Annotated in this window: 19 protein-coding genes; 14 read left to right on the top strand and 5 right to left on the bottom strand. The window is 56.2% G+C overall.

Annotated features, from left to right (window positions below; translation table 11 throughout):
* Positions 1-89: 89 nt before the first annotated feature.
* From AC01ZF_RS09930 to AC01ZF_RS09900, 7 genes are all read left to right on the top strand, one after another.
* Positions 90-605 carry a rhodanese-like domain-containing protein gene (locus AC01ZF_RS09930; RefSeq protein WP_424676459.1) on the top strand — a complete coding sequence of 172 codons (516 nt, stop codon included), beginning with the start codon at positions 90-92 and terminating at the stop codon, positions 603-605.
* Entirely contained in the window at positions 602-1420 is an 819-nt protein-coding gene (locus AC01ZF_RS09925; RefSeq protein WP_424676458.1) for a PHP domain-containing protein, read from the top strand. Before AC01ZF_RS09930 ends, AC01ZF_RS09925 begins: the two co-directional genes overlap by 4 nt.
* Before the next feature lie 45 nt (positions 1421-1465).
* Positions 1466-2074, top strand: coding sequence for an NUDIX hydrolase (locus AC01ZF_RS09920; protein ID WP_428111776.1), 609 nt, complete (start codon positions 1466-1468; stop codon positions 2072-2074).
* Between the two features lie 183 nt (positions 2075-2257).
* The gene (locus tag AC01ZF_RS09915; RefSeq protein ID WP_424676456.1) at positions 2258-2668 is read left to right on the top strand and encodes a DUF4491 family protein; all 411 of its coding nucleotides are present in this window, start codon (positions 2258-2260) and stop codon (positions 2666-2668) included.
* An 81-nt stretch (positions 2669-2749) separates the two neighbouring features.
* Positions 2750-3085 (top strand): DUF4491 family protein, encoded by a 336-nt coding sequence (locus AC01ZF_RS09910; protein WP_424676455.1) that lies wholly within the window; start codon positions 2750-2752, stop codon positions 3083-3085.
* Between the two features lie 46 nt (positions 3086-3131).
* Positions 3132-3710 carry a 5-formyltetrahydrofolate cyclo-ligase gene (locus tag AC01ZF_RS09905; protein ID WP_424676454.1) on the top strand — a complete coding sequence of 193 codons (579 nt, stop codon included), beginning with the start codon at positions 3132-3134 and terminating at the stop codon, positions 3708-3710.
* 187 nt (positions 3711-3897) lie between these two features.
* Complete coding sequence (locus AC01ZF_RS09900; RefSeq protein WP_424676453.1) at positions 3898-5358, top strand: nitronate monooxygenase; 1461 nt, start codon at positions 3898-3900, stop codon at positions 5356-5358.
* Positions 5359-5377: 19 nt separating this feature from the next.
* Here the strand turns inward: AC01ZF_RS09900 and AC01ZF_RS09895 are convergent, their stop codons facing one another.
* The 3 genes from AC01ZF_RS09895 to AC01ZF_RS09885 all read right to left on the bottom strand — a co-directional run bounded on the left by AC01ZF_RS09895 (position 5378) and on the right by AC01ZF_RS09885 (position 7676).
* Positions 5378-6361 carry a TolB family protein gene (locus AC01ZF_RS09895; RefSeq protein WP_424676452.1) on the bottom strand — a complete coding sequence of 328 codons (984 nt, stop codon included), beginning with the start codon at positions 6359-6361 and terminating at the stop codon, positions 5378-5380.
* Complete coding sequence (locus AC01ZF_RS09890; protein WP_424676451.1) at positions 6358-7338, bottom strand: diacylglycerol/lipid kinase family protein; 981 nt, start codon at positions 7336-7338, stop codon at positions 6358-6360. The genes AC01ZF_RS09895 and AC01ZF_RS09890 overlap by 4 nt, the downstream gene beginning before the upstream one ends.
* Before the next feature lie 149 nt (positions 7339-7487).
* On the bottom strand, positions 7488-7676 hold the full coding sequence (locus AC01ZF_RS09885) for a hypothetical protein (RefSeq protein WP_424676450.1): 189 nt from the start codon (positions 7674-7676) through the stop codon (positions 7488-7490).
* Between the two features lie 51 nt (positions 7677-7727).
* Here AC01ZF_RS09885 and xerA point away from each other — a divergent pair, with 51 nt between their 5' ends.
* Together xerA and AC01ZF_RS09875 are read left to right on the top strand one after the other, a co-directional pair.
* Positions 7728-8627 carry a site-specific tyrosine recombinase/integron integrase gene (xerA, locus tag AC01ZF_RS09880; protein ID WP_476575330.1) on the top strand — a complete coding sequence of 300 codons (900 nt, stop codon included), beginning with the start codon at positions 7728-7730 and terminating at the stop codon, positions 8625-8627.
* A gap of 270 nt (positions 8628-8897) precedes the next feature.
* The gene (locus AC01ZF_RS09875; RefSeq protein ID WP_424676448.1) at positions 8898-10517 is read left to right on the top strand and encodes a glycine--tRNA ligase; all 1620 of its coding nucleotides are present in this window, start codon (positions 8898-8900) and stop codon (positions 10515-10517) included.
* Here AC01ZF_RS09875 and AC01ZF_RS09870 read toward each other — a convergent pair.
* Positions 10494-11423, bottom strand: coding sequence for a molybdopterin-dependent oxidoreductase (locus AC01ZF_RS09870; protein WP_424676447.1), 930 nt, complete (start codon positions 11421-11423; stop codon positions 10494-10496). The two genes, AC01ZF_RS09875 and AC01ZF_RS09870, sit on opposite strands and share 24 nt — an antisense overlap.
* Before the next feature lie 340 nt (positions 11424-11763).
* Between AC01ZF_RS09870 and AC01ZF_RS09865 the strand changes: the two genes are divergently transcribed.
* The 4 genes from AC01ZF_RS09865 (at position 11764) to AC01ZF_RS09850 (ending at position 17306) form a co-directional block, all read left to right on the top strand.
* Positions 11764-12111 carry a MarR family winged helix-turn-helix transcriptional regulator gene (locus AC01ZF_RS09865; protein ID WP_424676446.1) on the top strand — a complete coding sequence of 116 codons (348 nt, stop codon included), beginning with the start codon at positions 11764-11766 and terminating at the stop codon, positions 12109-12111.
* A gap of 37 nt (positions 12112-12148) precedes the next feature.
* The gene (locus AC01ZF_RS09860; protein ID WP_428132280.1) at positions 12149-14074 is read left to right on the top strand and encodes an ABC transporter ATP-binding protein; all 1926 of its coding nucleotides are present in this window, start codon (positions 12149-12151) and stop codon (positions 14072-14074) included.
* Positions 14071-15948, top strand: coding sequence for an ABC transporter ATP-binding protein (locus tag AC01ZF_RS09855; RefSeq protein WP_428111766.1), 1878 nt, complete (start codon positions 14071-14073; stop codon positions 15946-15948). Before AC01ZF_RS09860 ends, AC01ZF_RS09855 begins: the two co-directional genes overlap by 4 nt.
* Positions 15949-16454: 506 nt before the next feature.
* Positions 16455-17306: a transposase gene (locus AC01ZF_RS09850; protein ID WP_476575329.1), complete on the top strand. Its 852-nt coding sequence runs from the start codon at positions 16455-16457 to the stop codon at positions 17304-17306.
* A 299-nt stretch (positions 17307-17605) separates the two neighbouring features.
* Here AC01ZF_RS09850 and AC01ZF_RS09845 read toward each other — a convergent pair whose 3' ends face one another.
* The gene (locus tag AC01ZF_RS09845) at positions 17606-20320 is read right to left on the bottom strand and encodes a clostripain-related cysteine peptidase (RefSeq protein ID WP_428111762.1); all 2715 of its coding nucleotides are present in this window, start codon (positions 20318-20320) and stop codon (positions 17606-17608) included.
* A 25-nt stretch (positions 20321-20345) separates the two neighbouring features.
* Between AC01ZF_RS09845 and gatA the strand changes: the two genes are divergently transcribed.
* Complete coding sequence (gene gatA / locus AC01ZF_RS09840) at positions 20346-21812, top strand: Asp-tRNA(Asn)/Glu-tRNA(Gln) amidotransferase subunit GatA (protein ID WP_428132284.1); 1467 nt, start codon at positions 20346-20348, stop codon at positions 21810-21812.
* Positions 21813-21814 lie beyond the last annotated feature (2 nt).

Below are 21814 nucleotides of genomic sequence, written 5' to 3'. Positions count from 1 at the left end.
GCAGTTCCTGTTAGATGACGCAGCGCGTCGGCGAATAGACTACTTGCATTATAATACGGTAAGGATGTAGACAATACCACTTTTGACGTATGGAACATTTTGAACCATCATCATCTCAGCCACCGGCATGGCGTCTACCGGCCATCATCGGTGGAATTATCGTGCTTGCCGGTTTGTTGGCTTTTTTCATCACCGGTACCGGGACAACAGCACCGACAACACCCCCTACTACCGCTCCTACTGTTGAGACAGCCGCAGGACACGGCGATTTAAGCAACAGCCCCCCGGCGCCAACCATCTCGGTCACCGAAGCCTACCAGCGTTGGCAAAATGGGAACGTTATCTTCGTCGATATGCGATCCGGAGAGGCATATACCACCGGCCACCTGCCCGGTGCGCTCAGTTTGGCTTCCCCTGATCTCAATCAACAGCTCGCTGCCCTGCCGGAAGATGGATTGATCATTACGTATGGTGATGCAAGCCGACCCACCGCCGGTCAGCGTGGAGCGCAGATTTTTCGCGACCTCGGCTATGGGCCGGTAGCTGCTCTCGATGGCGGTATTGAAGCGTGGCAGGCGGCAAACCTGCCGTTGGAGCGACCATGATCGATTTACACATTCACACCAATGCGACCCCCCATCACGCAACGTGGACACCGGTTGCACTGGCCGTTGCTGCTGCGGCACGTGGGATAACGATGATTGCTGTGACCGATCATAATACGACAGCCAATGTGATCACGACGGCAATGGCCGGAATGCATTACGGTGTGCAAGTGGTCAGTGGGGTAGAGATTGATAGTGCTTTCAACGGCAAGTTGTGGCACACGTTGGTCTATGGCGTCGATCCTGAAGCACCGGCCCTGCTCGATCTCTGTGCGGAGGTTGTCAATCGCAATGCTGCTGATGCAGCGCAACTGCTGCGCGATTTATCGGCAGCCGGATTCCGTTTGCCGGACCTAACCGACCGTGATCGCCCCCCGACGGTTGCCGATGTCGCTCTTGCATTAGCACGTCACAACGACTTACCCGGTCGGATCGCCGGCGAAAGTGATGAAGAAGCCGGTATGCGCTTTATTCTCACACACTTTGCCGCCGCTTACCGTCCACTTGGCGTCGATGAGATTATCGGCGTGGCACATGATCTCGGTGGGTTAGCGGTGCTGGCCCATCCCGGACGAGACAAAGGGATCTATGCCATCTCCGCTACCGACGAGGATATTGCAGCGCTTGCCGCCGTTGGACTTGATGGCATCGAGGTCTATTACCCAACGCACGATGCAGCAACCCGGGAGCGATTACTGGCCGCGGCTCAGCGTCATCACTTGCTGGTGTCGGGTGGGAGTGATTCGCACCATCCGCATCAAGAGTTGGCAACCTGGCGGGCAACGGATTTGACTATCGTCGCCAGATTGCGCTGATCACCAACTCATACCTCGCCTAACGAGCATAGCACGGGTCATCATATGAACGTACCATCAGCACTCGATTGGCTACCACCACACCACCGTGCGGAAGTAGTCATGCTCGCCGCCCAATACGGCGTACCGCACCACCGTCACGTTGTTCTCACCGACGGCGAGTTTGATCCACTGATCAAGACTGATCGGTTAGGTGAGGTGGGAATGGTGGTGCGTCGGCGTGACGGCGGTATTCTGGTGGCGCGTAAAACCTACTATCCGCCAGAAGTCTTCCGCTTGCTTACCGGCGGTATCGCTCCCAACGAACCGATTGCCATCGCGCTTGAGCGTGAAGTCGCTGAAGAGACGAGCCTTACGGTGCATATCGAGCGCTTCCTCGGTATTATCACCTACGAAGCACGGCAGCCCGTTCTCCGTCGATTTGTGAGCTACGTCTTCTGGCTCACCGAATTGGGCGGTACGCTCCACGTTGCCGACCCAACAGAACAAGTCGCCGAAATGCGCACCGTTGCCCCGCCAACGTTGCCGGCACTGGCTGACAAGTTACGACAGTTACCGTCTACTACCGATCCGGCGATCAACGGGCGTTGGTCCAGTTGGGGCCAATTCCGTGCCGTGATGCATGAAGAAGTAGCGGGGTGGTTACCGACATAACTTGTTGAGGTGAGACTTCATCGCCGCTTGCCTCATGAGCACGCTACCCCAACCGCTATCGGACGACGGCAGCCACCATGGCTGCCGTTCGATATCCTGTGAAATCATTCACTTGACAGCCAAAGGCTTCCATGTAATACTGCAAAGGATTAGTCAGATTTGTATAGTTTTATGAGGATTGACATGGTACAAACAAGTGGTCTTTGGCTAGCAATCGCTACGTTTCTCAGCATCTGGTGGGGACACGTCGGGGTACGTTGGCTCGAAGCACAAAGCGCCGATATTCGCCCCCCAATGGTTGTGTTGATCATCGCCGGTCTTGCTCTGAACCTGGTAGCTCTCTTTGCACCGAATATCACAATTAGCGGCGTGTGTAGTGTGGTGGGGATTTCGCTCTGGTGGGATGCCTTTGAACTAGTTCGGCAAGACCGGCGCGTGCGCCATGGTCATGCCCCGGCCAATCCGGCTAATCCGCGCCATGCACGGTATCTGGCAGCAGGAACGGCGACAATTCACGATCCCCTCGATCGCGAACCGTCCGATCCGATGGAACCGGCCCCGCACTCGATAGATCGTAAAGCTGAGATTGCATAACCATGGGTAACTCGGTAAGAGCCGGCAGGCATCCGCAGACGACAATCTTATCGTCACTAGTAATCTTACGGAGTATAATGTATGATGTGGCAAGGGTTAGCGATAGGGCTCTTTAGCCTTGGCATTATCGGCTTTGGCTTTTTCTGGGTCATCCGAATGGAATACCATCTCGGCTATTTATGGTGGCCGTATCCCCTCCTGTTAGGAGTCGGGATAATCATTGGCTCACTATTTGTTGCCGATGCCGGTTGGTCGGCGCTTCTCGGTGTCACCGGAGCATCGTTCATCTGGGGCGCGACCGAGTTGAAGGAACAAGCGGTACGTGCCGACTTGGGATGGTTCCCACGTAACCCGAATCCCAAGCCGTTGCCGCCGTTTGCCTCGCTGATCCGCAAAATAAAGGCACCGCATCTATAGTATCGAGTTGGACCACAGGAACGCTGTGGTCCAACGGACTATCTTCATGACCGACATTGCTGCCGAGAAGGCTGCCTTACGTGCCAAGATGATGACCTTGCGTGATACGTTACCCGAACGGGAAAGACGGAGTGAACGAATCTGCGCACTAGTCCAGACCTTAGCGGCATTTGCGACTTCCTCGGCGATTCACTGTTATTTCCCGATGCGCTCTGAAGTTGATACGAGACCACTGATTGCAGCAGCGTTGGCTGCCGGCAAAGCGGTGGCTGTCCCAATTGTTGTCGGTCGCCATCAACTTGAGCATAGCTGGATTGATAGTTTGGCCGAATCGGAATGGGTGCGCGGTCAGTTCGGCACGCGACAACCACGCCAGATCCATCCGGCTCATCCCGGGGAGTGGTCGGTGACGATTGTCCCGTTGCTGGCATTTGATCGTGACCGGTATCGGTTGGGCTACGGCGGTGGTTATTACGACATGCTCCTCGCTACTGCCCCAACCCTCGCAGTTGGAGTAGCATTCGCCGCCCAGGAAATTGAGCAACTGCCGCGAGAAGCACACGATTACCAACTCGATCTCATTGTGTGCGAAGATGGGATTCGCGGAGATGGCCGCTCTATGTAGCGAATTCTTATCTGGCACCGTTGGTTACTCTGCGGTATGATACAAACACTGTGGACTGACTTTCTAGCGATCACGAGGATTAACGACCCTCGATGACATACCCACAGCTTATGGACTTGCGTCCATATCTTGTAGCCAGTTGTAAAGGGATCTGCCTACTCATTGAATGGTGAAGGAGTTCGACTCAATGCGCGCCACCGATTTGCCGATGATTATTCAGGGTGGCATGGGTGCCGCTGTCTCTGATTGGCGGCTAGCACGCGCCGTAGCAGCATGTGGTCAACTTGGTGTGGTCTCTGGGACCGGGATCGATACCATTCTCATCCGTCGATTGCAAGATGGTGACCGAGATGGGGCGATGCGCCGTGCGATGGCACATTTTCCCATTCCCGGCGTAGCCGAACGGGTTTTGGAAACCTACTTCCGCCCTAACGGTCGCGAACCTGGCGAGCCGTATGCGCTGCTACCGATGTACAACCTGAAGGTGAGCAAGGAACGACAACAGGTGGCAATGCTAGCAGCGTTTGTCGAGGTGTGGCTGGCCAAAGAGGGGCACCAGCGCCCAATCGGTATGAATCTGCTGACAAAGATTCAGTTACCGAATTTGGCTTTGCTCTACGGGGCTTTGTTGGCTGGGGTCGATGTGATTATTATGGGAGCGGGCATTCCGCGTGAGATCCCGGCCGCACTTGATGCCTTAGCCGCCAACCAACCCGCACGCCTCACCGCTGAAATTGAAGGCGACGATGGCTCACCACCGACCTATATTACGTTCGATCCGGCTGAGCATTGGCCGGGCTCACCACCACCTTTCCGCCGACCACTCTTTTTGCCGATTGTCGCTAGTGTGACGTTAGCGACAATGTTTGCCCGCAAGATTGCCGGCGTCGATGGATTGGTGATCGAAGGTCCAACGGCAGGAGGTCACAACGCACCGCCACGCGGTGAACTCCGTCTTAATGAACGGGGTGAACCGATGTACGGCCCGCGTGATGTGGTCGATCCGACCAAGATTGCAGCCCTGGGGTTGCCTTTCTGGCTGGCAGGGGGTACCGCTTCACCGGAAGGGCTGGCTGCCGCACGGGCTGCTGGTGCGATGGGGATCCAAGTCGGTACGCTGTTTGCCTTTTGTACCGATTCGGGGCTTGACGATTCCCTGCGTCGCTCGGTGCTCGACGCAGCAGCCCGCGATGCAGTTGATGTCTTTACCGATCCGCGCGCCTCTCCGACCGGCTATCCGTTTAAGGTAGTGCGCTGGGACAACGATCCAGCCCAAGGCGTACCCCGTCAACGTATTTGTGATCTCGGTTATCTGCGCTCGATGTACCGCACGCCGAAGGGCACAATCGGTTATCGCTGTGCCAGTGAGCCGATCGCAACGTTTGTCAAGAAAGGGGGCGATCTGGCCGAAACTGAAGGCCGGCGCTGTTTATGCAATGCCCTGATGGCAAATATTGGTGTTGGTCAGGCCCGCACCGATATTGGTATCGAACCACCGTTGCTGACGAGCGGTGACGATTTGTTACGTCTGCGCACGATTTTTGATCTGCGCCGTGGTTACTCGGCGGCTGATGTGATCGCCTATCTCCTTGGTGAGCGCCCGGTGGCGGTGACCATCCCGCAACAGCAGGAGTCGATGGCCGGATAGACGGCGCCAATTGCCCCGTCTATCGTGTCCACGACAAACCGGCATCGGGGTTGATCGCGAAACCGGTTGAAAAACGACGTGACGGGCCAAGGCGTAGACCTTCGTCATCGACCGTCACCGTCGCAAGGTAGAGATCGAACCCGCGCTCACCCGGTGGAATGGCGAGAAAAGCCAGCAGAGTACCGTCAGGAGAAAAGACCGGTGCGCGCGCCGTTCCAAGATCGGTGATGCGTACCGGGGAACCACCGGCGGCGGGCAAGGTGTAGAGGTCACTACCACCGTTGATCCTTACGGCAAAAACCATCCACCTTCCATCAGGGCTTACCGCCGGATCGTAGGCCGGAGTAGGTGCCCCCGGCAGCGGCTCAGCCTGCCCACTGGCAATCCGGTAGAGCTGCTGTTGACCATCGCTACCGAGCACGGTGCGCACGGCAATCAGCTCATTCTCATGAGAGGGAAGAACGACGATACGCCCGATATGGGCATTCGCATCGGCAAATACCGGTTGGCGTTGACCGTTGAGGTCATAGCGGAAGATGGCAAACGGCGCATCAGTCGGTGGATCACCAACCGGCGGTGCGGCTTGGGCAGCGGCCAACACACCACTTCCATCGGGAAGCCAAACCGGATAGAACGCCCACATTGCCGCATATACACGCTCGATGCTGCCGGGTGGTGCAACCGGGTCGTTGCGAGTCAATTGGGCCAGCATCGCCCCTGAACTATCGGCCACCCACAAATCACTCGCACCGGCCCGCGCTGCCACGTAGACGATCCGTTCACCGCGCGGATCAAAGGCCGGCTGGGTCGCCGGCGGGGCAATCAACTGACGGGCAATTCGGCCTTCCCACAACCATACGCCACCCTCACGACTGAACAGCAGGCGGCCGGGTAATTCGTCGCCCTGCAACGGAGCCGATACCGGTGATTGGTCAGGTGACGGCGCGGCACTACACGCGGCAAGTAGCAAGCCGGCGATGATCACCAACCAGTGCAGTTTCATGCTTCATCCTCCATCCGACGGCGACGCAACCATGCCAAGAGCCGTTGTGACCAGCGGCGCGCACTCGGTGGTGGTTGCTGGATTAAATCGTCGGGCAGCTCAGATGGCAACAAAGCCCGCAGTGCTGCCGGCACAACGGTAAACCGCATCGGCGTGGTTCCGATAGGATCACCATCGACTTGGACCGGCAAGGGTGGTCGGGTAATCACCTCAATCTCGTGGGCACGATAATAGGCAATGTCGGGGTTGAGGCTGAATCGGCGCCGGAGAATAGCAATCAAATGACCGATAGCGTTCAGACCATTGTCGCCTTTAATCACGCACACATCGAGCAACCCATCATCAATACTGGCACGGTGAGTAATCTTGACTAAACCACCATACAACTGCGAATTGCCGATCACGATCATCAGCACACGAGCCTTGATCCGACGACCATCAAGGAAGAGATTTGCTCGTGTACCCCGAATCCGGATTACCTCTTCGATACCACGGGCAACATACGCCAACGCGCCAAAACGCCGTTTTTCTGCAGGACGAATATTAGCCGTAATCGCGGCATCAAAACCGATCCCCGCCATCAAGAGAAAATAACGTTCGCCGGCGCGCCCGACATCAATTGATCGCGGCGACCACCCCAACATCGTCTGAGCAGCGACACGTGGTTGGAGTGGCAAACCCAATTCTCGTGCCCAGACATTCATCGTTCCTAACGGCAACGTAGCCAACATCGTCTGGCTACCGACCAAACCGTTCACCACCTCGTTAATAGTCCCATCGCCACCGGCAGCCACGACGAGATCGTACCCGCAATCAACCGCCTGGCGGGCCAGCCGTTGACCATCGCCAGGACCATTAGTCGGCTGCAACTCGACCAACCAACCGTGTTCACGCCAGACCTGAGCTGCTGCTTCAAGTTCGGCTTCTAACTGCTCGGCGTGCCCGGCCGTTGGGTTAAAGACAATCAATGTGCGCATGCAAGTGTACTCTCGTTGTGTCAAACTACCGTCAGTATAGCAGAAACCATTCGCTGCACCATTGCTACCCAAAAACGCATGGTACAATAAGCGGGCAGGCTTGGACGTGGAAGGAGGGTGCGATGAACCAGGCTCCACCAGAACCACCGTCATTCGAGCCGGTTGAACAGGAACGACCGGCAGTGAGTGGCCCACGCAGCAGGGACGAAGATCAACGCGAGTGTCCTGTATGTCAAACGCTGATGATACTTTGGGCCGGATTTTACCGTTGCCAACACTGCGGCTTCAAAGAGAGCTGCTGCTTCTAGATTGACACGCCACAGGCTTTCAAGTACCATAACCGTCACGCAATCCGTCAGACACGTGGCGAGTAACGACCGGGCAGACGCATGAACCAGTATGTAGCGCAATTTCTCGCCTATCTAGCCGATGAACGGAAGATGTCGGCCAATACCACTGCGGCCTATCGCACCGATCTCGAGCAACTCTGCTCGTTTCTGCAAGAGCGAGGAATCGAGCAGTGGAACGATGTGAATACCGAGGCAATGTTAGCCTTCGTCATCACGCTCAAAGAGAAAAAGTACGCCAACTCAACCGTCGCGCGACGATTGGCGGCGATTAAATCGTTCTTTAGCTTTTTGCGCAAACGCAACGTTATTCATCATGACCCGACTGAGCAACTTGACGCGCCGCGCGTTGATCGCTTCCCGCCAAAAGCTATCTCCCAGAATCAGGTTGATGAGCTGCTGGAATTGCCGCTGCAAAATAACAGCGGACCGGAAGGACTACGCGATAAGGCGATGCTCGAAGTGCTCTATGCAACCGGTATGCGCGTCAGCGAATTGGTTGCATTGAATATTGACGATATTTCGTTCACGAGCAAAACGGTACGCTGTCTGGGTCGGCAAGGGCGCGAGCGGATTCTGCCGCTCAGTGAGGCGGCGCTGACTGCGCTTGAAGAGTATCTTGATATTGCCCGTCCCAAATTAGCCAACCACGCCCATGGCAATGACGAGGCACTCTTCCTCAATCATCGCGGCAAACGGTTGACCCGCCAAGGTTTCTGGCTGATCCTGAAGGAGTACGCCGACCGGGCTGGTCTGCACGATCTAACCCCGCACATCCTACGGCATTCCTTTGCCGCCCATCAGTTGCGCAACGGCGTGGATTTACGCGAGTTACAGGAACGACTCGGACACGCCTCAATCGCGACGACCCAAATCTATACACATCTGACCGAAGAAGAGACGCCATCGAATGTAGCCGGCAATAGTCAACCTCACCGGTAGCATGGCAAAGGAGTTGCAGGTCGCTCACCTCTGTGCTATACTCGGACCACGACGGCGATGAACCGGAGGAGTACGCCGGAAGGAGTACCCAGCGAGCCGGGAATGGTGTAAGCCCGGCGACTCGGAACGGCGGAACGGCGCCGGGGAGCCGGTGTGTGGTTGAGGTGAGCGGCTCATGCCGCTAACCGGGGTGGAACCGCGCGTCAGGTTGTGATGCGTCCCCGGGCGATATGTCGCCCGGTTTTTTTGTTGGAGCAAAGGAGGAAGATCGTGCCGGCTACCGCTCTTGACCAGATCGTGGCGCTGGCAAAGCGTCGCGGCTTTATCTTTCCCAGCAGCGAGATCTATGGCGGTTTACAGGGCGTGTATGACTACGGCCCCCTCGGCGTCGAATTGAAGAATAACATCATTGCCGATTGGTGGCGGACGAATGTGTATGAACGTGATGATATGGAGGGTCTCGATGCGGCAATCTTGATGAACCGGCTAGTCTGGAAGTATTCCGGTCACGAAGAGACCTTCAACGATCCCTTGGTCGATTGCCGCACCTGCAAGATGCGCTGGCGCGCCGACCATATTCACGGTGTGTGCCCTAATTGCGGTTCGCGTGACCTCACCGAGCCGCGCCCGTTTAATATGATGTTCCGTACCCAGATCGGGCCGGTGGCTGATAGTAGCTCGTTTGCCTACTTGCGCCCCGAAACGGCACAAGGCATTTTTGTCAATTTTGCTAATGTTCTTACCACTACTGCCCGAAAATTGCCGTTTGGGATTGCCCAAGTCGGCAAGGCGTTTCGCAACGAGATTACCCCACGCAATTTTATCTTCCGGGTGCGTGAATTCGAGCAGATGGAGATTGAGTATTTTGTCATGCCGGGTACCGATGAAGAGTGGCATCAGCGGTGGCTTGAGGCCCGATTGGCGTGGTGGGAGCAGATCGGTATTCCGCGGAGCCGGATTACTATCTACGACGTGCCACCCGATGAGCTTGCCCACTACTCAAAACGCACGTTTGACCTTATGTACGATTACCCCAACATCGGCGTGCAAGAGATCGAGGGCATCGCTAACCGTACCGATTACGATCTCGGTTCACACAGCAAAGATCAAGATCAACTCAATCTAACCGCCCGGGTGAACCGCAATGAAGATAGCCTCGCCCGCCTTACCTATTTCGATCAGGCGAGCGGTCGCCATGTGGTACCGTATGTGATCGAGCCATCAGCCGGGGTGGGACGTTGTATGCTGGCGGTCATGTGCGAAGGGTATGCGGAAGAATTGACCAAGCCGATCCCGACCGAGAAGTTGGCTGCTGCCGGTGATGCCTTACAGACGTTCCTCAAGTCGGTTGGGCGTAGTGAGAAGATCGGTGGTGAAGCCCGCGATGCCATCCTTGCTCGTGGCGAAGCGTTACAACAGGCGCTCACCGAACGGTTACCTGAAGTTGAGCAGTTGTTGGCGATGCCCGGCGCCGATCAGATCGAGGTCGGGAAGAAGCTGCGTGGGCAAGTACAACCGCTCATCGATGAACATTACCGGACGGTGTTACGCCTCAAACCGCGCCTTGCTCCGATTAAGGCCGCCGTCTTCCCTCTCAAACGCAACCACGAACAGCTTGTCACTACGGCCAAAGCGGTGCGGCGCCGGTTGCAGGTCGGTGGCGAGATGCGCACCGTTTATGACGATACCGGCGCGATTGGCAAGCTCTACCGTCGTCAAGATGAGATCGGAACCCCCTTCTGCATTACGGTTGACTTCGATACGATTGGTCAGGGCAAAGACCCATCGTTGGCAGGAACGGTAACGGTGCGCGATCGCGATACGATGGCGCAGGAACGAGTACCGATGAGTGAATTAGAAGGATACCTACGGGAGAAACTTCGCGCGTAGCGCCACATCGTTCAGCAGATCCCACCTGCGGATGGTGCTGCGACCACGATTATCGCTGATCTGTACGGCTAACCGGCGGCTGCCGACCGGTAGACAGCGATACCAAAAGCGGCGCCATGCCCGTGGGCCGAGATCATCGTCGAGTTCAGCATCGACCCACGGGCCGCCATCGACCGAGAGCATCACCCGCGCTACTCCATGCCCCCCTGACCATGCCATACCGTAAAGTGACGAATGATCGTCGGTGAACAAGCGACAGTCGATTGCCAGCTCGCCGGAGCAATGAGCCTCCGGTGGCGCTTTATCGGCTGAAATCAGGGTGATGTGAGTAAGCCACTTGATCCAATAAAACCCATACCAACCCGGTACTACCAGCCGCACCGGCCCACCATGCACCGCCGGTAAGGGCTGGCCGTTCACCGCATACGCCAACATCCCGTCTTGCCAGAGTTTGCTGAGGGTAACATAACAGACGAGCGGTTGCTCACCGGCACTTCGACAAACGGCGAAGCTGGCTTGGGCCTTTACCCCGGCTGCCTCCAGCAAGAGCGCCAGCGGTGTGCCGATCCATTCGGCGTTGGCAATGTTTGCGTAGTCTGCATGCTCGCGGGATTGACCGATGAGAGCCGCGATCAAACTGCCAACCGGTGTACGCTGTAGATCGGATAGGGTGATGGTCAACGGATACCGCACCAGCCCGTCAATCGTCAATTCCCAACTGTCGGCAAGATGCGGAATGTGTGGCTGACGATTACGGACGAACAAACGCTCGACCGGTGTCAGTTCCTCGTTGAGGATGGCGAGGGGCGGATACAGAATCAATGGCACATCACTCACGAACCGGAGCCGAGCATCCTTAGCCGGTAACATTGTGGATGGCGAGAAAGACATGAGTTCAAGCGACATAGCGGTATCCGTTGACAATCGTGAATACTCCGGCTGTTAGTAGTATAGGATCATCGTGTGGATAAAAGATGACAGTTGACGTAGGCAAGACTACAAAACGTTTATGAAGGTGTGCCGATCACGGCCGGCGGTATACCAAGCAGAACGATAGGAGCAGTGCCATGCGCGCGGAACCCAGGACGGAATACGCATTTGACAAGTCAATCATATCGTAGTACCCTTTATTTAGTTTGTCTAACTAAACAATTGAGCGGTCATGGACCAGACTACCCTTATCAATGCCCAACGCATGATTCAACTTCTTGACTGTATGCGTGCGAACCAACCGCGCAGTCCCCTTATGCAACAGCTCAATGAGTGGGGATTGTCGATGTCGCACCTGCGCTTGCTCAGTCTCCTCGCCCCCGACCGCAGCTTATCGATGCGAGAGTTGGCCGATGCATTGAATATTACACCTCCCTCCCTCACGGCACTAACCCGGCGGCTCGTGCAAAATGGCCTTATCGAACGCCGTCCCCATCCCGACGATAGTCGTGTGGTGCTACTCTCACTCAGTGAAGCCGGTCGCAAACTGCACCATGATCTAGAGGCCGAGCGATTAGATCGGATGGTACGATTACTGAGCGGCTTAACGCACACGGAACAGCGGTTGTTTCTCGATTTACTTGAACGCGCGATGCGGACGTGATGTCGTCAGATTCGTCACACGCTAGGAAGCCTTTGTTATGCAAGCTAACCGTTTCGCTCAATCATCAACGCAGCGACCAACACCGGGCGCACTGATCCGAGCCATTCGCTATCTTGGCCGACAACGACGCACGGTTACCATTGCTTACGGAGCGCTGGTCATTGCGACGCTAGCCCAGTTGGCGGTGCCGCAACTGGTGCAGAACATGATCGATGCCGTGACCCGCAGTGTCGTGGCAACACGCATCCTGACTGAAGTACCGGCAGCATTCCAAGCTGCCGCAGCCGCTCGGTTGGGCGTCACCATTGAGCAGCTTCAACTTGATGCTGCCAATGCCGAAGGTATTGTCATTAACGCTGCGTTGCTCATTCTAGCGTTCGCCGTAATGCGTGGCATCTTCTCATTTTTGCAGACGTTTATGGCCGAACGTACATCACACGGATTGGCGTTTGATCTCCGTAACGCTATTTTTAGCAAAATCCAGCGGATGTCGTTCAGCTTTTACGACCGCAACCAAACCGGGCAGTTGATGGTGCGCGCCACCGATGATGTCGAGCGCGTGCGCACATTCGTCGCACAGGGGTTGGTGTTGACGGCACAGTCTTTTTTGTTACTCACCGGGGCATTAATCGTCTTAGCTTTCACTAACTGGCAATTAACACTGGTAATCGTGCCGCTGTTGCCAATTGCACTGGCGGTTTTCTTCATCTTTGGTCGGATCAGCCAGCCACTCTTCGCCGAAGTGCAGAATCGATTATCACGACTCAATACTATTTTGCAAGAGAATATTGCCGGAATTAAGGTTGTTAAAGCATTTACCCGTGAATCTTACGAAGAGCAGCGGTTCGACCGGGCAGCGACAGCGCTGATGGAGCAACAGATCAAGGTTAATCGCATCTTTGCGTTTCTGTTTCCGGTAGTTTTTCTGATCGCTCAACTCGGCCAAGTAGCAATTCTCTATTTTGGCGGTCAGCAGATCCTCAATGGTACGTTGGCTTTGGGTGAATACCAGAAATTCAGCCTCTACCTTGTGTATGTATTCTTCCCGCTCGGTCAACTCGGTTTTATTATTGCGCTGCTCGCCCAAGCCGGTGCATCGGCTAGTCGCATTTTTGAGGTGCTTGATGCGCAAAGTGAGATTGTGGAGCGACCCAACGCTATTCCGCTGCCACCACTCAAAGGTCGCGTCGAGTTCCGTCATGTCACGTTCCGCTATTTCAACAGTAGCGCACCGGTGTTACAAGATGTTAGTTTTGTTGTTGAACCGGGGCAGACGGTGGCGCTGCTCGGCGCAACCGGCAGTGGTAAGACCTCGATCATTAATCTGATCCCGCGCTTTTACGACGTGAGTGAAGGAGCGGTGTTGATCGATGGTTATGATGTGCGCGATGTGACAATTGATAGCTTGCGGAGCCAGATCGGGATTGTGTTGCAAGAGACAAACCTTTTTAGTGGGACGATCCGCGAGAATATTGCGTTTGGCCGCCCCGACGCGAGTGATGAAGCGGTGATCGCAGCGGCAAAGGCAGCGGCCGCCCACGACTTTATTATGAGTTTTCCCGATGGCTACAACACCCGAGTCGGTGAACGTGGTGCAACCCTCTCTGGCGGACAAAAACAACGCATCGCCATCGCCCGTGCGCTCCTGCTCAACCCACGCCTGCTCATTCTCGACGATAGCACGAGTAGCGTTGATGTTGCTACCGAGGCTCTGATCCAGCGCGCACTTGACCGGTTGATGCGGGGACGCACCAGCTTTGTCATTGCCCAACGGATCAGTACGGTACGGAATGCCGATCTCATCCTCGTGCTCGATAAAGGTCGGCTCGTCGCGAGCGGCACACACGCCGAGCTGCTGGAAACGAGTCCGATCTATGCCGAAATCTACGCTTCACAGTTGGTCGAAGATGCACCGCTGCCGTCGTCAAACGGGCATGCGGGCGAAGGAGCGTCTACACTATGATGGGAGGACTAGGCGGCCCTGGCCGCATGCTCAATACCGAAGTCCAAAAGCCGAAGAATGTCTGGGCGACCGTTGCCCGCTTCTGGCCCTATTTTAGGCCTTACTGGTTCGCCGTCGCCTTGACATTCATCTTGATCACGGCAAGTGCCCAACTTCAAGTTACGGCGCCCGAACTGATCGGGCAGGCCGTTGACTGCTACCTGTTCCCGAAAGCGGATGCTTGTTGGTACGCGACCGTCGATCCGGCAGCCACAGTGGCCGATCGGTTAAGTGGCGTAAGTGGGCTGGTCGGCTGGTTGTTGGCAGTCTTCATCGGTGGGGCGTTATTCCAAGGGCTTGCCTTCTTCAGTATGAACTGGGTTGGTCAGCACGCCTTACGTCAACTCCGTGAAGATGTCTTCGCCCACATCCACCGCCTTTCGCTCGGCTATTTTGCCCGCAATGAGGCCGGTAATGTGATGAGTCGAATTACGAACGACACCGACACCATCCAGCAGGCGCTTAGTTTTGCTCTCTTGAGCGTTGTTAACGGCATCTTGCAGATCGGCTTGACAATCAACGCAATGGTGCAGAGCAATTTACCCTATGCCCTGATCAGCCTAAGCGTGGTGCCGTTGATGATCCTCGCCACCTTTTACTTCTCAACCCAAGCACGGCGCGCGTTTCGCCTCAGCCGCCAGCAATTGGGGAATGTCAATGCCGGTTTGCAAGAGAGTATTGCCGGTGCTCGTGAAGTCCAGGCGTTCAACCGTGAAGCCGAGAGTATTGCTCAATTTGAACGAGTGAATGCGGCAAACCGTGATGCCAGTATTCGCGCTGCCAGCTTTACCAGTGCCCTGAACCCGGTGTTGGAAGCACTCGGTTATGTCGCAATCGCGATTGTAGTGGTGACCGGTTCGCTCAGTGCGCTCCGCAACGCGCCGCTCTTCGGGACTACAGTCATCTCGCTCGGTACCGTCTTTGCGTTCATTCAGTACGTGCAACGGTTCAACCAACCGATCCAGCAAATCGCTACGCTATGGACAAACGTTCAGAACGCAATTGCCGGCGGCGAGCGGATTTTTGGGCTGCTCGATGTCCAACCGGATCTCGTCGATGCACGAAACGCACGTCCATTGCCGCCGATCAAAGGCCGCGTCGTGTTCAATCACGTGTGGGCCGAATACAAACCGGGTGAGCCGGTTCTGCGTGACATTACCTTTGTCACCGAGCCGGGCCAAACCGTTGCCATCGTTGGGCCAACCGGCGCCGGTAAGACTACGTTGGTTAATCTGATCCCGCGCTTCTACGATGTAAGTGCCGGTTGCGTAACAATTGACGGTTACGATGTACGTGAAGTGACGGCGGCAAGTTTACGCGCACAGATCGGAATTGTGTTGCAAGACACGTTCCTGTTTGCCGATACGGTGATGAACAACATTCGCTATGGCCGGCTTGAAGCGAGTGATGAAGAGGTCATCGCGGCGGCCAAGCTTGTCGGCGCGCATGAGTTTATCGAGCGCTTGCCCGAAGGTTATCAGACCATCCTCGGCGAACGTGGGACGGGTCTCAGCCAAGGGCAGCGCCAGTTGATCGCCATTGCCCGGGCTGCACTGGCGAACCCGCGCATCCTGATCCTCGATGAGGCAACCAGCAGTGTTGATACTCGCACCGAGCGCATTATTCAGCGGGCTTTTGATCAGATGCTCAGCGGACGTACCAGTTTTGTGATTGCGCACCGGCTTAGTACCATTCGTAACGCCGATCTCGTTCTGATGATTCAAAACGGCCAGATTGTCGAACGCGGTACTCATCACGAACTGATCGCGCGTCGTGGGGCGTACTACGATCTCTATCGACAGCAATTTGCGACCGAAGTCGAGGCCAGCGGGTAAGGGGTGGAATATCTACTCTTCAGAACGTGCGCCGACTGCGTATTCCGATAATCGTATCTGACAGACGCGACGTTCCCGACTACGGTAGAGACCCCCTCCACCGTAGTACCATTGCCGGACAGATTCGCCACGGGTAGGGCAGTTGTGATTGCCAGCCGTTTCAGATTTTGCGCTACGTTCAGGTCCTGGTCATCGTGTGCTCCACAATGCGAACACGTTCATCCCGGTCAGTCAACCGCAGCGCCTCGTTTTTTGTGCCACAGACCGAACATAAGGCGAGGCACTTAGTGGTCGGCGCACGAGCCGTGTGCCGTAACGTTTCGTCTTGCATTCGATCTGAGCGCGAAATACCTCAAAACCCACGTTTGCTGAGGGAGCGAGCACGTTTGTTGTTTGCCAACCTCCCCTTCACGGGCAAATCTTCGATCAACACTGCTTAGAAGCTATCTCATACATTGGTTGCTGTGAGATAATAGTGCTGATCCTTACGATGGGGGGTGAGCACGATGGATCTGACCGATGAACAATGGGCCATCATCGAGCCGCTGACTCCTGAGGAGGAACGAATCCCAAAGCCCAGGCGTGGCCAACCACGGCGCTCGCCTCGGGACGTGCGTAATGGTATCCTTGGGATACTGCCGAGCGATGCACCCTGGAAGGATGTGCCCGCGCGATATCCACCATCCCAGACCTACCACTGGCGTTTCCAGCGGTGGGTACAGATAGATGGGGGTCATGGAGGAGATCCTGTGAGCGCCGGTCAAGGACCTGAAAGAGCGAGGGGGACTGGACCGCGAAGAATGGTGCATCGATGGCACCTTTGTGGTGACAAAAAAGGGGGCCTCGGGGTGGGAACGACCACGCGGGGCAACGGTGCGAAGCGCATAGCAATGGCAGACGGCGCCGGTCGTCCTCTCTCCATATCCATCACCCGTGCTCGCCCGCATGAAGTGACCTTGGTTGAAACGACGCTGGAGGCATCGTGTGCCTCAGACCTGCCGCGAAGGTTGCTGGGAGACCGTGCTGATGACCGTGACCGGTTGGGCAGGCGTTTGGCAGAGCGGGGCATCGAGATGATTGCTCCGCTAGTTTTGGCAACAGAGACAGATCGTGAGCTTGTGGGTGGAATCTGCGCGCATAGTTGCAATGCGGGCACGAAGTCACGCCACTGCAGTTGCGTTTTTCTCGCGATTTTTGGAAACGGAAAGATATGTTCGCTTAAGAATCGGCGTGTTGGCTTCGATTCCAATTACCACTTTTGTTGCGATGACCTGGCACCTCGACCACCGACTACGAATCTGAAGAGGTTTGGGTTCTCGGATTTTTCTGGAAAGTGTCACCACGGCCTTTATGCCTAAACCCACGCCCACGACGCCATCCTGTGTGCGCTTGGTACTACACATGGTCGAACACATCAATCTAGATTGCTACAAACCGGCCAATCCGCCGTGCGCGAAACCTTTCAACTGCTGTTTGAGCACCATCACGTTAGGACGCTGACTGCCGCGTATTACCGGTTCCACGACGATTGTCATCGGTTCGCACAGCCGGAATCAAGCGCTCTGCACACTTCCATCGGTGTCATGCCTTGCTGGTGACACCTAGCAGCTTCTCATCAAAAAACACTTTTGGCAAGACTGGTGTCTTGCTCAACCCCTTACCTACTCACAACTGGCAGATAGTTTTCATAAGCAATCGGTAGACCGACAATTAACGGGAGAGCGGTTCCGCCGGACAAACTAGCCGTTACCCCTCCAACACCAACCGGACGATCACCGGCCAGATACCGACGGATAAATGCACTCCAATTATCGGTTTGCCCACGATAGATCAACATTTCTATCAACAACGGTTGGGCACCGAAGAGTGAACGGTGGGGAAAGAACTCGGCGAGTCCCGCCCCCGGTGGCAAGGTTGGGTTACCGACTGCGCCATCAGGTAATCGACGTACAGCGATGACCAAGGGGTTCGAGCCGCCAAGCGTATTGGCAAGTGTCGTGGTAGCAGAGCGCAATGCAGCCAGATCGCTGGCCTGCAACGCCGGTGAAGCAGCAAGCTCTGCCGTGAAATCACCGAGATCGATGAGGGCATCATCAGGCGCAGGCACAACGGCTCCGCTCTGATCGCGCAACGCATCGGCCAAACCATTCCCTGAAGAGTCATAGATGGTACTCGCTGAACGGACAGTAGTTAGTAATGGTTGTATGACCGTCCGCCGTTCGTCCAAGACACGTGCCAACTCTGCAGCCAAAGCGTTGCGCGCAGTATAGACCGCTTCGGCCCGCGCCAGATCAAACGCCGCCAGCGCGTATCCACGTCGCACTCCATCGGCCCGCACAGCGGTAGCATAATATTCGAGGCTATCGACGGCTACGCTGCGTGGATTTGTCCCACCACTCGCAACTAATCGGGGCAACACCCGCTGCAGCCACGCAGTGCGCCAAAGCTGACCGGGTGGCGCCACCAGATAATTGGCAGCGGGAGCCAACGCCAATGCGGTATTCAGGTTCGCCATAAGTGGCGCCTGCATCAACACCAGATCGATCCGCTTACCGACATTGGTCGTGGCTGCGGCTAGTGCTTCACCCAGATCGGCAATCGACATTGCCGGATTATTGATGCTCGACTCATCGTTCCCAAACCCCAAGGCCAGATGGGCCGGTCCCACCAGCACCAACATTGTCCGATTGGCCGGAAATTCACGCAGTCCATACTCAACAAACGTGCGCAAGGTAGCGGGATCGGCGCTGTTCGGTTCGGGCTGACGCCGACAATCAACGCGGTCGGCCCGAATTCCACAGATTCGACCACCGGTGTTGCCATATCCATCGTAGAACGTTACGAGCGAAATAGTCGGGTACTGGGCAGCTAATTTTGCCAACCGCTCAAGCTCAAATGCAGGCTGAGCAACTGCGCTCATCCGAGCCTGATCGCCAAGGGCGTTATCGGCTGCCACATAGATCAGCACCGTCCAATCGGCCCGCTCGGCACCAACCGGTACGCCCTCATCATCGGATGGCTGCACCGGGAACGACGTTGTTTGGATGAAAGTTATCGTATGCTCGGCAAAACTATACCCATACGCCGGCAGCGTATCGGTACCGCGATTATCGTGTACGATGGCATACCAACGGTATGGATGATTGTAGCGCAAACGCATGGTGGCAAAATCTACCGGAAGTAGATCGAAAAACGGAGCATCGGCGGAAAGCGGTGGGCTACACACCTGCGGTGGCAAATTAATATCAGGAACGATCAGCTCCGGATCGTACAAGCAGATTTGGTACGTCTCACCTTCAATCCCGCGCAGTTCGATTTGGAATCGTACCGGCAAGTCATCGCGCAAGATACGGCGCGCCTGTGGCGGTGGATCGAGCAAACGCACCGTGCTCAGCTCGAGATCGAGATCGGTCTGCTCTTGTCCAGGTGCCAATGAAGTAATCACCGGCCCGGCCAACACCCCAAGGCGGTTAGGATCACGACGAGCAGCGAGCGGCTGATTCACAAACCAAACCTGATACACGGCACCATCTAGAAGTGGCGACACACTCATCTGATAACGATAGCCATCTTCAGCTAACGCAACTTGCGTAGTGGCGACAACACGCTGCCCAGCACTATCAGACCGCACCAATACGATCTGTGCATCACGTAGATCGGATTCAGGACTATTCCGTTGCGTCACCCGACCGCCAATGGTCGCCAACGTGCGCGTACAAACTTGGGCATCAATATCATCAAACGAGATGCTGATCCCAACACCATCATTCACGCCGCGCATTGTAATCACCAGTTGTGCCGCACCGAGTTCAGCAAGGCGTGCTATATCGGTCGCCGCCCACGTAAATGCGCGCCAATTTCCATCGGCATGTCCACTCAGCGGAATATTGACGGCAAACACACGTCCGGTCGGTGAAGGATCGTCAGGTACATTCAGCGCGAGGATCACCGTATCGTTCGGACCTAACGCACCGGGAACAATCCGGTAGCGGATTGAACCGATGATTTGCTCGGTCAGAGGCGGAACGGTGAACTGTTGGCGAAACGCATCGACATCAACCGGACCATCGCTATCGCCATCATCATCTTCGGTCAGATAGATCGCGCGCGGCGCCGAAAAGACGCGGGCGGCAGCATCGGTAAAAGTTATTTCGCGGCGTATCGCCTGCCATGGCGAAACCGACAGTGCAAGGCTGATCAATGGATCGGCCAATGCAGTGGTGCAGAGCAGAGGAGCCGGTGTTGGTGGTGGCTCGCTCGTGGCCGCAGCACGTGGCGCCGGTAAACTTCCGGCAAGCAACGCAATGCAGATCAAGATGGTGAACCGACGCACCATCTGCTGTATCGAAGTCTGGTACAATAAAGCGACCATGCGCCAAAACTCCGCTGGAGGCGATATGACCGAATTACAGTATCTTACCGTTAGCGCCGCCCACACAGCACTTGCTGCCGGCGAACTCACCGCCGTTGAACTTACCGAAGCATGTCTGGCACGAATCAACGCCACCGAACCGCAGATTCGCGCCTTCCTACATCTCACACCTGAAGCCGCATTGGCCGCCGCACAGGCTGCCGACGAGCGTCGCCGACGCGGACAAGCGCTAAGCCCACTAGATGGCATTCCCATCGGCATCAAGGATGTGATTTGCACCAACGGCGTACCGACGACTGCCGGCTCCCGGATATTAGCCGGCTTCCGCCCACCCTACAACGCCACCGTCATCGAGCGTTTACTGGCTGCCGGCGCCGTCTTGATCGGCAAACTCAACTGCGACGAGTTTGCGATGGGTTCGAGCACCGAGAACAGCGCCTACCAGATCACCACGAACCCGTGGGACACCAGCCGCGTACCGGGAGGTAGTAGTGGTGGTAGTGCTGCGGCTGTTGCCGCCGGTCAAGTACCGGCTACGCTTGGCACCGATACCGGAGGCTCGATCCGCCAGCCGGCTGCACTCTGCGGCATTAGCGGTCTCAAACCGACCTACGGACGGGTTAGCCGCTATGGCCTGATTGCCTACGGCTCCTCGCTCGATCAGATCGGGCCAATGGCATGGACGGTCGCCGATCTAGCTTTGATCATGAACGTAATTGCCGGGCACGATCCGCGTGATAGTACGAGTGCTCCCATTCCCACCCCCGACTACACAGCGGCCCTTACAGGTGATATGCGCGGGTTACGAATTGGTATTCCCCGGGAGTACTTCGTGGAAGGGATGGAACCGGGTGTAGAAGCTGCAACCCGCACCGCGATTGAGGTGCTGCGTGAGCAAGGTGCGACGCTGGTAGAAGTCTCACTGCCACACACCAAATATGCTTTGCCTACATACTACATCATTGCGCCCGCCGAGGCTAGTGCAAATTTAGCTCGTTTCGACGGTGTGCGCTACGGCTTCCGCGCCGAAGGTGAAACGATGTGGGAACAGATCGAGCAGACGCGCGGTCAAGGATTTGGGCCGGAGGTACGGCGCCGGATTATGTTAGGAACGTATGCCCTCTCGGCTGGGTACTACGATGCGTATTATCGGCGTGCGCAGCAGGTGCGCACGTTAATCAAGCGCGACTTCGACCAGGTCTTCAATGGGGTCGATCTCCTTGCTACACCAACTTCACCGACCGTCGCCTTCCCCATCGGCCAAAAGATCAACGATCCACTGGCGATGTATCTGAGTGATGTATGCACCCTACCGATCAATCTGGCCGGAGTTCCCGCGCTGGTGGTACCGTGTGGCTTCAGTGACGGTTTACCGGTTGGTCTCCAACTGATTGGTCGCCCATTTGATGAAGCAACGTTGCTGCGTGTCGGTGATGCGTATCAGCGTGTGACCGATTGGCATACGCGCCGACCAGATCTCGCCCAGGCATAACC

The sequence above is a fragment of the Chloroflexus sp. genome (assembly GCF_056331925.1).
This window is presented reverse-complemented; position numbering and strand designations above follow the sequence as displayed.